Here is a 13,614-nt window from a genome sequence, read left to right as displayed (position 1 = left end):
GCGGGCCCTATTGAGCGATACGCCTATACCCGAGATTAAAATAAACAATCATTAATAAAATACCCTCTTTCCTAAATATGGCAAGAGTTTCAATTCTGCTGCCGGGCTAAACCTTAATAAAAACTTTCCCCGGACACTAGTGACTTGGAGTCATCAGATGAGTTTAGTAGCTGTTATACCGTTTTAGCGCAGAATCTCTACGGATTATACAATAAAAAAGAGTCTTTTGACTCGCTTTTGATAATGAATTAATCCCCAATTTACCATAAAACCAAATTTTTGAACAATTTGAGGGCAGTTAAAAATAAACTCAAATTTCCTATGTTTGAGTCTATGACCCAGCCAACTACCCCAGCGAATCCGGTACGCCGTATTTTAGCAGCGAGCCTCATCGGCACCACAATTGAGTTTTTCGATTTTTACATTTATGCCACTGCCGCGGTGCTGGTCTTTCCAAAATTATTTTTCTCGGCTTCTGATCCTGCTATCGCTACACTCGAGTCGCTGGCTACATTTGCTCTGGCCTTTTTTGCAAGACCCCTGGGTGCAGCACTATTTGGGCATTTCGGCGACCGTAAAGGACGTAAAGCAACGCTTGTTGCTGCGCTAATGACAATGGGACCATCCACTGTCGCTATCGGCCTCCTGCCGGGCTATGCCTCTATAGGAATTGCAGCCCCGATATTACTGGCCGTATTTCGTTTCGGTCAGGGTTTAGGCCTGGGCGGTGAATGGGGAGGCGCGGTTTTACTGGCGACAGAAAATGCCCCTCCGCACAAAAAGGCCTGGTATGGAATGTTTCCGCAATTAGGCGCACCAATTGGCTTCCTTTTATCTACCGGATCATTTTTTATATTAAGCAGAACTATGAATGATAGCGACTTCATTAACTACGGCTGGCGCATACCATTTATTGCAAGTGCATTGCTTGTATTTGTAGGCCTCTATGTGCGTTTAAAAATTACCGAAACACCAGATTTTATGAAGATCGTCGATAATAAGCAGCAATCAAAAATGCCTGTTAAAGATGTGTTTGTTAAACATACCAAAGCCATTACTCTGGGTACCCTGGCTACGATCACCACCTTCCTCCTGTTCTATTTAATGACCGTATTTACACTGAGCTGGGGTACAACAGCACTGAATTACACTAAAAGTGATTTCCTGATTCTACAAATGATCTCTATGCTGTTCTTCGGATTGGGCATTCCCCTATCAGCCTGGCTGGCAGATAAATATGGACGCAATGAAATGCTGATTGCAGCAACGATCGGGATCATGTTATTCGGAATATTCTTCGCTTTCATATTTATCTCAGACAACTTATTTCTTACAGGAGTTTTTCTGTCGCTGGGCATGTTCCTGATGGGCCTTAGCTACGGACCAATAGGCACTGCACTGGCAGGAATTTTTCCGGCGCCTGTGCGTTATACAGGAGCTTCACTTGCCTTTACTCTTGCGGGGATTTTGGGTGCTTCCCTAACCCCATATTTAGCCACCACCCTGGCACAGAACTACGGACTTGCCTATGTGGGATATTATTTGACCATTGCCGCGGGACTTACACTGCTGGCTTTGCTGGGATCGAGAAAGATGATGAGGGAGGATTAAGCTAAAAGCGGAAAGCTTAAAGCTAAAAGCCATAGCCAGTGAACAGACAATGAAACGAGTAAATAAATAGCATTAACAAATAACAACATGAGAAATTTAATTTTTTTTATGCACACCTCACTTGATGGTTTTGTAGCAGGACCTAAGGGAGAATTGAACTGGGCAAAATTAGATGATGAGATCTTTGACTTTGTTGCAACTATGACAGACCAAGCTGACACCGCACTTTACGGAAGGGTAACTTATCAATTAATGGAAAGTTACTGGCCCACTGCAGCTGATCATCCAAATGCATCAAAACACGACATAGAACATGCGGCCTGGTACAAGAAAGTTCCCAAAGTTGTTTTATCAAGGACAATCAGTGAAAAGGGACTTGACAACACCATAATAATCAGTGATAAGCTCGCTGACAACATAAATAAAATTAAAAATCAGCAAGGGAAGAATATATTGATCTTTGGAAGTCCGACGGCTTCCCATTCATTATTAAGTGAGGATCTGATTGACGAATTTTGGTTATTTGTTAATCCGATCTTACTGGGACAGGGTATTCCCCTATTCAAAGGGATTAAGGAAACTATTAAGCTGAATCTTATAGAAACGAAAACATTTGCTTGTGGAGTGATTGCGATGCATTACGGGAAAGCCCAAAACTAAATGCTGAAAGATTAAAGCTTAAGAAAAGACAATAATGACGATATAATTCAATAAATACCATAAAAAAATGGCGGAAAGAAAACTCTCAGAACTAAGCGACGAAGAATTATTGCAGGAAGCAAAGAAAATGAAATCCAATTCCATAATGAATGCTGTATTAATTGGCTTTCTGGCAGGTATTATAATTTATAGTGTTGTGAAAAACACTTTAGGATTGCTGACACTAATCCCTCTGTTCTTAGCGTATAAATTGGTTAATAAGTCGAACTATAATAATCAGGAATTAGAAATTATTTTAAAGGAGCGCAATTTAAAATAAACAGAGGTTCAAGATTGAATTCTTATTGAAATTACTCCATCAGGCGGTTCTATCATCATCACATTTTGTACTCAAATTATGAGAACCACCAACCAGCGAAAGCATTTTAATCTCAATTAAAGGAATTTATTTTAATCGATAATTAATGTATATTTATTGTTTATCAATAAATAATTATTATCTTGGGGTATTAATTTAAACTTCTTAAAAGATGGAAAAGAAAAACAACTACATATTTATATTCCTGACTATTGTGGCATGGATCATCTTCGTTGGTTTGTGTATTGAAGCCGGAGGCCTGATAGTTAATTTTATATTCAGCCTGTATAAACCTGAATTTGTCCAAAATTTATATCAAAAGCTCGACTTAAGTGAAATGTATACCCGCAGCAAATGGGATTATTTCAATATGTACACCTTTATCCTGGCCATCTCGCTTTTGAAAGCATATTTATTTTATATTGTCATCCTGCTTGTAAGCAAACTGGATCTGGCAAAACCATTCAACAGTTTTGTTTCAAAACAAATTACTCAAATCAGTTACTTTACGCTTTCCATAGGATTATTAAGTTCCTTAGCTCAACATACAGCCAAAAATTTGCTTCAGCAGGGGTATGAAATTGATATTCTGGACCAGTTTTGGGCCGACAGTGAAGCCTTTATTCTGATGTCGGCGATAATCTATATTATTGCGACCATTATTAAAAGGGGAATTGAAATCCAAAACGAAAACGACTTAACTGTATAATCTATGCCAATCATTGTAAACCTGGATGTGATCATGGCAAAGAGAAAAATATCTCTGAATGAACTTTCCGAAAGAGTCGATCTGACATTATCCAATCTTTCAATATTAAAAACCGGAAAGGCAAAAGCAATCCGTTTCAGCACTTTAGACGCGATTTGTAAAGCCCTGGATTGTCAGCCCGGTGATATTTTGGAATACATAGATGAGGATAAGGGAGTATAATATTGATTTTTAACCAAATCGGAAATTAGAGGAGTCGGAAGAATCCTCATCATTTAAAAATCCATAGAGGCGCTGCGCTAAACTGTACAACAGCTATTAAACTCATCAGATGACTCCAAGTCATCTGATGAGTCTAATAATCAAAGTTGTTCTAAAAAACCAATTCTAGTAATCGATGGAAATTCTACGTACAGGGCGGACAAATCCATAAAGATAAAACCTCTAACTCCATCAACTGATTTGTTACATACCAGGCCATTAATTCATTTCTAATCATTGAATAATTGCTAATTTAGTTTCCGGATATAGACTAAATGACAGGGCATAATATTTACTCCTAAACAAGAAATAAAACCTTATGGCAAAGAAACAATCGAAAATTGCAACAGGAGCTGCAGATTCCTTCCCAATCACTGAAATTATGGATGCAAATCCTCATTTCACCCGACGTCAAATGCTCGGAATTACGGGCATAGCAGGTTTAACGGCTCTTACAGGCCTCTCGACCTCCGCTTTTGGAAAGACTGCACAAGCACGGCCCCGTATTGCCGTTCTTGCCAGCTATTGGGCATACACGAGATCACATGCCGACTGGATCGTAAATAAACTGATTGATGGCTATTGGTGGGATGGTGCCTACACTCCTTCACGGGTAGATGTTGTATCTGTTTATATACATCAACATGACGCAAGTTTATTGGGCCAGAAAGTGGCCAAAGCCAAAGGTATTCCGGTCTTTAAAACAGTAGCAGAGGCCCTGACACTGGGAGGCAAGGAACTTGCAGTGGATGGCGTGGTCATCGTAGCAGAACACGGAGAATATGCCACAGACCTCAGAGGGCACTGGCTACTGCCGCGCTGGTGGATCTATCAGCAGGTAGTAAGGGTTTTTGAACAAAGTAAACGCTCTGTTCCGGTCTTTAACGACAAGCACCTCTCTTATAACTGGGATGATGCGAAATGGATGTTTGACAAATCACGGGAGCTGAACTTCCCATTAACAGGAGGATCTTCCATACCGGTCTATTACCGCAAGCCAGAAATAGAGATCGCTATCGATACCCCAATTAAAAATTCAATTGTAATTGGAGGTGCCGGAGATGAGGGCGGTATTTTCCATGCTATTGACGTGCTTCAATGCTTTGTTGAGCGCCGCAAGGGCGGCGAATCGGGTGTAAAGTCAATACAATCCATCCGCGGACCAGAAGCCTGGAAATGGGTCGAGCGTAATCCATGGGCCGGCAATTTGCTTGATGCTGTCGCAAAAAGATTTGACTTTAAGCCAGGATATTTCCAGGAGAGCCCTCAAACAAATATCTGTGTAATCGACTATAATGACGGAACAAAAGCGGCCGTAATTGGTGGCCGTGGTGTGGGATGGACTTACGCTGGTGAAATTGCAGGTCAAAATGAACCAACGATCATCTCGATGCTGGGCTGGGCTGGTCCGTACGATCAATATCATGCTTCTAATGCTCAACCGCATTGGATCACAGAAATGATGGTGACCAAAAAAGAACCATTCAATGCCGAACGACTCTTATTGTCGACAGGGATTACAAACTTCTATATGGAATCGAACTGGGAAGGCAGCAAGTACTCTCCAGTCGGACGCCGCCTTGAAACACCGGCACTGAACATCAGGTATCGCTCAACCAGGGGTGCACAGTTCAGCAAGGGTGAGAGACCACCGGCAAGGCCGTATATCAGAGGGTTTGATCAATGAGCTATGAGATGTGAGATATGAGATGTGAGCTATGAGATGTGAGCTATGAGCTATGAGATGAAAGAGACGAGAAAAGTAAAGAATAAAGACACGAAATAAAATTGCAGTTATGAAGTCAGACCTTCCAATAAATGAAATTATAGACTTGAATCCAAGCTTTACCCGCCGTGAAATGCTGGAAATAGGTGGCATAGCCGGTTTAGCGGCTCTAACGGGCATCTCTGGCAATGCTATTGGACAGACTCAGCAGAGAAAACCACGGATTGCTGTTCTGGCTACCTTTTGGGGAGCTACGCGATCACATGCCGACTGGCTGGTAAACAAGCTGATTGATGGTTATTGGTGGCAGGGTGCTTACCATCCCTCCCGTGTTGAAGTTGTATCGCTATACCTGCACCAGCATGATACCAGCCTGCTTGGACAAAAGGTTGCTAAAGCAAAAGGTTTTCCGGTCTTCAAATCGGTTGCTGAAGCTTTGACACTTGGTGGTAAGGAACTTGCAGTGGATGGCGTGGTCATCGTCGGAGAACACGGCGATTATGCCACTGATCTTAAAGGACATTGGCTCCTGCCGCGCTGGTGGTTATACAACCAGGTCATCCGTGTTTTTGAACAAAGTAAACGCTCAGTACCTGTCTTTAATGACAAACACCTCTCCTACAACTGGGATGATGCAAAGTGGATGTTTGACAAATCCCGCGAACTGGGCTTTCCTTTGACAGGAGGTTCCCTGCTTCCCGTATACTACCGCAAACCCGAAATAGAACTGGAGAACGATACCCCAATAAAGCACTCGATCGTGGTTGGAGCTGCTCCGGACGAGGGTGCTATTTTTCATTGCATCGAATTGCTTCATGCTTTCGTTGAGCGACGTAAGGGCGGCGAGACCGGCGTGAAGTCGATTCAATCCATCCGCGGATCTGAATCATGGAAGTGGGTGGAACGCAACAGCTGGGCAGCTAATCTACTGGAAGCGGTAGCCAAAAGACTGGAATTAAAGCCGGAGAACTATCAGGCAAATCCAAGAACTAATATTTGTGTAATTGAATACAATGATGGAACGAAGGCAGCGATCATTGGTGTTCCCTTAGCCGGATGGACCTACGCCGGTGAGATTGAAGGGCAAAATGAACCAACGATTGTCTCTTTACTTAACTTCCCGGGTCCATTCGACCAGTATCATGCCTCAAACGCCCAGCCACACTGGATCGTAGAGATGATGCTGACCAAAAAAGAACCATTCAATGCCGAACGGCTGCTTCTTACTACTGGGATTACAAACCACTATATGGAATCAAACTGGGTAGGAAGCAAATACTCTCCGGTCGGGCGCCGCGTTGAAACCCCATTCCTGAATATGACTTATCGTCCAACCCGGGGAGCACAATTTAACAAAGGTGAGCGACCACCGGCAAGACCGTATATTCGGGGATTCGATCAATAGAGTAAGGAGTAAAGATTAAGGAACAAGGACAATGATGTCTTGTCCTGAGATTAGACCATTTGTTCTGATAACAGACCAATAGAAAGAGAAAAGTGTAAGGATTAATTAACAAGGAGGTGAATTTGTCCTTATTCCTTGTTCTTTACTCTTTGATCCAATAAATAGTATTAAACATATTACCGAATGAAACGTCGAGACCTGATAAAGACATTAACACTTCTTCCCTTAGCCGGAAGTTTTCCAATAGATTCCCTTTTTGTTACTCCGGTAGCCGGAAATAATGTGCCCTTTAATATTCAGAACAAACCAATGCCCGATCTGCATCGTAAAGCATTTGTGATGGATGGGCATACACATGTGATGACCCGCGAGCTGTTAATGGGAACTGATATCGGCCAGCGTTATACCGATGGGACCGTCGACCTGCCAAGGGCCAGAGAAGGCGGTATTGATGCGATGTTTTTCTCAGTCTATACTCCTGAGCACTATTATCCGGGGAGGTTTGAAGTAAAAAATACTTTTCGGGTAGTAAACCTGGCACTGGATCAGATCAAAAAGAATCATTCACAGATTGAACTGGCACTTAATGCTTCGGATATCCAGCGCATCAATAAGAAGGGGAAAATGGCGGCTTTCCTCGATCTTGAAGGTCCATGGGATATGGACGGGGATATAAACCTGCTCCGTGCCCTGTATCGCTTAGGACTAAGATCGATACAGCTTCCGGCACATAATACCACCAATGCATTTATTGATACCTGCAACGATGTAAGTCGCTGGGGCGGCATTAACGATCTCGGAAGAAAGATCATCCGGGAAATGAATGATCTTGGAATGGTAATTAATATAGCCCATGCCTCAAATGATGCAATTCTGCAAAGTGTGGAAGCCAGTAAGCATCCCCTGATCTACAGTCATGGAGGTTTTTACGGCATTGTACCCCACCCGCGCTGTATTACCGACGAAGCAGCAAAAGCGCTTGCGGCTAAAGGCGGAGTTATTGGTATTCACTTCGGTAGTCTGTTTAACAATCCTGTATACTGGAAATGGCAGCAAGGGCAGAAAAAATCAAACGAGACCAAACCGGGTACAGTACAGGCTGCTCCTTTAAAGACCATTGAGGAAGTAGATAAAGAAGTACTTAAAGAAGTACCATTGAGTTTCAGAGGAACAATACCTGAAGAGTATTGGATGCATGTAGATCAGCTGGCTAAAGTGATCGATTATGGTGTACAATTAGTCGGCGAAGACCACATGGCTCTGGGCTCAGATTTGGATGGCGGACCTGAATTGCCACGTGAAATCAAAGACATTAGTGATTTTCCACAGATCACCATGGCGATGCAGAGGCTGGGTTACAGTGATACAAGGATTAAGAAGATTCTGGGCTTGAACTGGCTGCGGGTGATTAAGGAGGTGACGGGGACCCGATAGCTATCGGGTTAGCAAATGGGAGTAAAGACTTACGAAATCACATAGGGGAGCGGAAGGGAGATTTCGTCAGTCGCGAATGAGCAAATGGAATAATTTGTTGATGTGAGCGAATAAACAGATTCCGGTCTCCGAACCGGAATCTCCTTTTTTACTAAAATTGAATTGTCATCGTGGCGAAAGCCACGACCTCAAACTCGTAAAATCGATTGGTCATCTGATAACTATCGAATCGGGAAAGCCAGAACCTCAACTTATAATACTAATTACCACTATCGCAAAAAGCCTGAACCCGAACCGCCTTTTTAGAAACCAAAGATCAGCCTCTGCTTAAAGCTTGGAAGCTATTGCGTATTTCATTTCCCCGTTGTATTGATTATTTTATAAATATCATGCCGTCTATCCTGTAAGTTTCTTACTGCCCCAAAACTATGAAGCTCTTTCAATAAATCAACGTCCACATCTGCGATAAGCGTCATCTCTGCATTTGGAGTAGCTTCAGCTTTTATCCCATTACTTGGGAAAGAAAAATCAGAGGGGGTAAAAACAGCTGATTGCGCATACTGGATATCCATGTTATGTACTTTGGGAAGATTCCCTACACTCCCGGCAATGGCTACATAACATTCATTTTCAATAGCACGTGCCTGGGCGCAGCTGCGTACCCGGGTGTATCCGTTTTGCGTGTCGGTCATAAAGGGCACAAACAAGATCTGCATGCCCTGATCGGCCAATAAACGGGGTAGCTCCGGAAACTCTACATCATAACAAATCAGGACTCCGATTTTACCGCAATCGGTATCATAGGTATTCAACATATCCCCTCCTGCCATACCCCATGCACTTTTTTCGGCCGGGGTGAGGTGAATCTTCTGGTACATCTCATAAGAACCATCCCGGCGACAAAGAAATCCTACATTCTTCAGGACTCCATCTTCCAGATAGGGCATGCTTCCGGTAATAATATTTATGTTATAGCTGATGGCATATTCCAAAAACTTATCGCGCAAAGGAATGGTGCTCTTGGCAATCTCCCTCATTGCTTCTGCCCCGCTTAAATGATTATAGGCGGTCATCAAAGGCGCATTAAAAAGTTCAGGGAACATAATGAAGTCGCTTTGATAATCACTCACAACATCCACAAAAAACTCGATCTGCTCACATAGGGATTCCAAATTAGGGAAAGGCCTCATTTGCCATTGAACCAGGCCAAGGCGCACGACAGATTTTTTAGAATTTATATGAACATCTTCTTCCTGATAATAAATATTATTCCATTCGAGTAAAGAAGCGAATTCAAGGGATTCAGTATCACCTGGCAGATAACCCTTTAAGATCTTCAGAACGTGAAAATCATTGGCAAGCTGAAATGACAAAGTGGGATCATGTATTTCTTTACCCTTAACTTTTTCAATATATTCCTTTGGATTTAATGTGCTGGCGAAATTTTTATAATTGGGAATTCGTCCGCCCGCTATAATGGCCCTTAGGTTATGCCGCTCACAGATTTCCTTGCGTGCGTCGTACAATCTTCTGCCGATACGCATACCGCGAAAATTCGGATGCACAAAAAAGTCGATACCATAGAGTACATCACCTTTGGGATTATGAGTAGAAAAAGTTGAATTTCCGGTAATTTGTGTATAGGTATGATTATCCCCAAACTGATCGTAATCTACAATTAAAGAAAGGGCACAACCCGCTATTGCCCCGTTAACCAGGATACAAATCTGGCCTTCAGGAAATATTTTAATGAGCTTATTAATGTGGGATTCTTTCCAGAAGGACGCACCATCCCAGTCGGAATAGGCTTCAACCATCGAAGATTTTAAACCGATATAATCGTCCTTAGTGATTGTTCTTAACTCAATTTTAAGGTCTTCATTCTTTATTTCTTGATCCATTTTATTAAGATTCCAGATAAGGTATTTTTAAGAAGTGTGCCGCCAATATTAATATTTAATGTAAAGTGATCATTTGTTTTTGCTATGGGATTGAGTTATGAGTTATCAAATTTGGGTATTATTCATCTTATAGATATTTTGTTATATACAAAGCTGATTGTCCATGGCTGATTGCTCAATGCCATCAACGTCATTTGATTGTTAACATAACATCAGTATATAATTTCCCTGAAGCCCTGCGACATCAGCTATTAAATTATTATTGAAAAGGCTTAAATGGTAAAGATACGATTTTTGTTATGGGCTGTTTTTATGGCCAAATCTCATCGAAAGAAAGTCTAGACCCCCGACCGAAATCCCGCTACAATTCCTCTTACCTGCTTCTCAAGCAAGCCAAAGACCAATCCACCCAATATGAATAAAGACGCTAAAATCTTCCATGACTGTATTTCTTCACCTAAATATATTGACGAACTCATAAATCCTACCACCGGTACCAATAGCGTAAAAGGTACAACAACTGATGTAGAATAAGATTTCATCAGAAATCCCCAGGCACCATAACCTATATGGGTTGAGAAGTAAACGATATAAAGTACCGCTCCTATGGCAGGCCATGAGATATTTTGTATCGAACTAAGAATCACTTCAGGCCCTTCAAAAACATAAGAGACCAGAGCCATCACCGGAAAGGCTGCCAGATTACCCCAGACTACCAGTGCAAGGGGAGATTCAGAATGGATTTTTTTGGTGAACATATTCCCGGCAGCCCATGATAAGGCAGCTAGAAGCATCAGAATCAGTCCCAGAAAGGTGCTCCCCCCGTCAACATGATATCCTACAATTCCTATTCCAATGAAAGAAATAAGGGAGCCTGCAATTTTGAAAGGACTTGGCCGGTCGTGAAAGAATAAAAAAGCAAGACCCATTGAAAAAAATACCTGAATCTGAAGAACGAGTGATGCAAGCCCCGGAGATATTCCGAGATGGATTCCGGTAAAGATAAACCCGAACTGTAAGGCGAAATTAAAGAGACCATAATATACAATCAACTTCACTGAGCCTTTGGGCCTTGGCATAAAAAACACCCATGGCAGGGCCGAAAGGCCAAATCGAAGAGCACTTAACAGGAAGGGAGGAAAAGTTTTTAGTCCGATATAAACTGCAACGAAATTAACACCCCAAATCAACACAATAAGCAAGACTAATAGAAGATGTTTTGGAGGTAAATTTATGGTGTTCATTATTTTAATAACATGTAAGCATGATGAGTCTCCTTATTAAATCATCCGTATTCTGATCCGAAACCTGTTTCCTTTACCAATAGACTGACCAGGTTAACATAAACCTTAAAGCAGTCCGGCATTTTTTGAGTCTGTAAGATTCGAGTGGGGCAGGCCTGTTTACAAGGAGCGACAAATGTAGCCATCTTTACGAATCTGTATTGAAATTTTTGAAATAATCTGAAGAATTACGGTGAGGTATCAGCTTTGGGCTATGGGCTATGGGCTATGAGCTTTGGGCTATGGGCTATGAGCTTTGGGCTTTGGGCTATGGGCTATGGGCTATGGGCTTTGGACTGCAAAGAAAGGGCATTCCAGAGCTAATTCAATTTGGGCAAAGAAAAACAAACGGTAGTCCCCTTACCTAATGTACTTTCAATCCATAATTTGCCATGATGATTTGCGATCAGCTCTTTAGAAAAGACCAATCCGAGTCCACTGCCTTTTTCATTGGCGGTACCGCGCATTGTAGTTCGCCTGTTCATATCGAAAAGTGATCTCAAGGCCTCATGGCTCATGCCAACACCTTCGTCCCTGACTGAAAAAGTCAATTTATCCTCAGCGTCTGTTGCAGAGAAAATAATGGTTTGGTTACTATGGCTAAATTTAACAGCATTGGCAGTTAAATTTCTTATAACAAATGAAATCTGCTCTAAATCGGCTACAATGCCTGTTGCCGGGGAGATATTGTTTTTAAGAACTATATTTTTCTTCAGAGCCGCCTGATTGAAAAACAGTTTTATTTTTTCAACCACCTGATGAAGATCTATCTGTTCAGGTTTAATCTTACTTTCAGAATTATCAGCATAGTAAGTTTGTGTTGCCCAGGCTAAAATATTATCCAGCGTTTCGAGCGAAAGGTCAACGCTTTTCTGTAAATCAGCAGTTAAGCTTTTCTTTTCGTTCTCTGTCAGTTCGTTGTCCGCCATAAGTTCCAGTATCCCTTTTGCATCTACAAAGGGTGTACGCATATCATGCCCAATGACAGTAAGCATCCTGTTCTTAAACAGGATCGAATTCTCAAGGGCTAATTTTTGGTCTTGTATAATTTTTTCAGATCGTTTAGCATTATTAAAAACTACGATATAAATAAAAGAAATGCCGATTAAGGGAATTGCGGTGTTTATAAGATAAAATACTGGTGCTGCTTTGGGTAAGGGAAAGTAGGGAAGATAAAATTGCTGATGCAAATTAATAATTACAGCAACAACAAGTATGATAAGCATACTAATTATTTTATACCTGGTACTCTTATTGAAAATTGCCAGACATATCAGGGCAATAATCAAATAATTTTGATTGCCAAGATTGGTTCCAAATGCTAAACATGAATAAATAATCCAGATGGTTGTGCTTAGCGGTAAAAAGTACCGTACAAGATTTACAGCTTTAAAGTAGCAAAGCACCAGCGATAAAGCCATAATTCCCCCAAGTACAATCATGGATATGGCATAAGGAACTGAGTCTCTTCCAAAAAATGCACTGATAAGCGCCATAATACCGCTAGCAGCACTAATAGTACTCATTATTTTAATAAAGGAACTATCCGCAAATCCGGCTTCGTTATTCCTCAAAAAATAATGGTTTGACATCTTGGTTAAAAATTTTCTAAATATAATATTTAAAAAAATAAAGCAGGAAAGGAAGAATATGATCTCAGCTATTATAATTAAAACAAAAAACTTTTAGCAGAGTCTTTATACTTACCGCCTCTTTCGCGTTCGGTGTACTACCGCGCCCGGGGCGGTCTCACCATACTAACGGCACCATTGGGGAATCGAACCCAATAACTGTAATGCACCAGTATTTGTGTTTCAAAGCAACAGCAAGCTTTTTTGTGATTGACTACAACCCGTCCAGCCGACCCCGAAGGTGGTCGGATGTTTATAGAAATACCATGCAATCACGTTTCTCGACCCCGAAGGTGGTCGCATGTGTCGCTTTGTTACGTACGACCACCCTCGGTGATAATATTTCTTAAGGCTCGAGAGGTTCCAGCCTTCGCTAGATCCGATAAAATCAGATAACTAATGTTCAGGGAGGTTGCAGCCTTCGCTGACAAATGGTTATGGGGGTTCCCGCTTTCGCTCAATGTCATTAAGTTAAGGATTACGATCCTGACGAAAGTCAGGATCTCCTCCATTTTTTAAATAATACATTGTCATCCGATAGCAATCGGATCTGGCGAAGGCCAGAACCTCCTGCCCCTTAACTTAATGACATTGCGCTTTCGCTGACAAATGATTATGGGGGTTCCCGCTTTCGC

General features: G+C 41.7%; 11 protein-coding genes. 8 read left to right on the top strand and 3 right to left on the bottom strand.

Features of this window, described 5'->3' with window-relative positions; genetic code table 11:
* The first annotated feature begins 321 nt into the window (after window positions 1–321).
* The 8 genes from VGE44_RS01995 (at window position 322) to VGE44_RS01960 (ending at window position 8,164) form a co-directional block, all read left to right on the top strand.
* Complete coding sequence (locus tag VGE44_RS01995) at window positions 322–1,611, top strand: MFS transporter (protein ID WP_331076089.1); 1,290 nt, start codon at window positions 322–324, stop codon at window positions 1,609–1,611.
* An 87-nt stretch (window positions 1,612–1,698) separates the two neighbouring features.
* Window positions 1,699–2,271: a dihydrofolate reductase family protein gene (locus tag VGE44_RS01990; RefSeq protein ID WP_331076088.1), complete on the top strand. Its 573-nt coding sequence runs from the start codon at window positions 1,699–1,701 to the stop codon at window positions 2,269–2,271.
* A 67-nt stretch (window positions 2,272–2,338) separates the two neighbouring features.
* Window positions 2,339–2,590, top strand: coding sequence for a hypothetical protein (locus VGE44_RS01985; RefSeq protein ID WP_331076087.1), 252 nt, complete (start codon window positions 2,339–2,341; stop codon window positions 2,588–2,590).
* A 211-nt stretch (window positions 2,591–2,801) separates the two neighbouring features.
* The gene (locus tag VGE44_RS01980) at window positions 2,802–3,338 is read left to right on the top strand and encodes a DUF2975 domain-containing protein (protein WP_331076086.1); all 537 of its coding nucleotides are present in this window, start codon (window positions 2,802–2,804) and stop codon (window positions 3,336–3,338) included.
* Between the two features lie 3 nt (window positions 3,339–3,341).
* A complete protein-coding gene (locus VGE44_RS01975; protein WP_331076085.1) occupies window positions 3,342–3,560 on the top strand; it encodes a helix-turn-helix transcriptional regulator in 219 nt (72 codons plus the stop codon).
* Between the two features lie 358 nt (window positions 3,561–3,918).
* Window positions 3,919–5,286 (top strand): hypothetical protein, encoded by a 1,368-nt coding sequence (locus tag VGE44_RS01970; RefSeq protein ID WP_331076084.1) that lies wholly within the window; start codon window positions 3,919–3,921, stop codon window positions 5,284–5,286.
* Between the two features lie 109 nt (window positions 5,287–5,395).
* Window positions 5,396–6,730 carry a hypothetical protein gene (locus VGE44_RS01965; protein WP_331076083.1) on the top strand — a complete coding sequence of 445 codons (1,335 nt, stop codon included), beginning with the start codon at window positions 5,396–5,398 and terminating at the stop codon, window positions 6,728–6,730.
* 183 nt (window positions 6,731–6,913) lie between these two features.
* Window positions 6,914–8,164 (top strand): dipeptidase, encoded by a 1,251-nt coding sequence (locus tag VGE44_RS01960; protein WP_331076082.1) that lies wholly within the window; start codon window positions 6,914–6,916, stop codon window positions 8,162–8,164.
* A gap of 353 nt (window positions 8,165–8,517) precedes the next feature.
* Here the strand turns inward: VGE44_RS01960 and VGE44_RS01955 are convergent, their stop codons facing one another.
* The 3 genes from VGE44_RS01955 to VGE44_RS01945 form a co-directional block, all read right to left on the bottom strand.
* Window positions 8,518–10,065 (bottom strand): bifunctional GNAT family N-acetyltransferase/carbon-nitrogen hydrolase family protein, encoded by a 1,548-nt coding sequence (locus VGE44_RS01955; protein ID WP_331076081.1) that lies wholly within the window; start codon window positions 10,063–10,065, stop codon window positions 8,518–8,520.
* 338 nt (window positions 10,066–10,403) lie between these two features.
* Complete coding sequence (locus VGE44_RS01950; protein ID WP_331076080.1) at window positions 10,404–11,309, bottom strand: EamA family transporter; 906 nt, start codon at window positions 11,307–11,309, stop codon at window positions 10,404–10,406.
* 359 nt (window positions 11,310–11,668) lie between these two features.
* On the bottom strand, window positions 11,669–12,922 hold the full coding sequence (locus VGE44_RS01945; RefSeq protein WP_331076079.1) for a HAMP domain-containing sensor histidine kinase: 1,254 nt from the start codon (window positions 12,920–12,922) through the stop codon (window positions 11,669–11,671).
* Between the last annotated feature and the right edge of the window lie 692 nt (window positions 12,923–13,614).

It is taken from the genome of Daejeonella sp. (genome assembly GCF_036405355.1).
Classification (GTDB): Bacteria; Bacteroidota; Bacteroidia; order Sphingobacteriales; family Sphingobacteriaceae; genus Daejeonella.
Note: the sequence above shows the minus strand (reverse complement) of the source record. Positions and strands in the feature narration are given on the sequence as shown.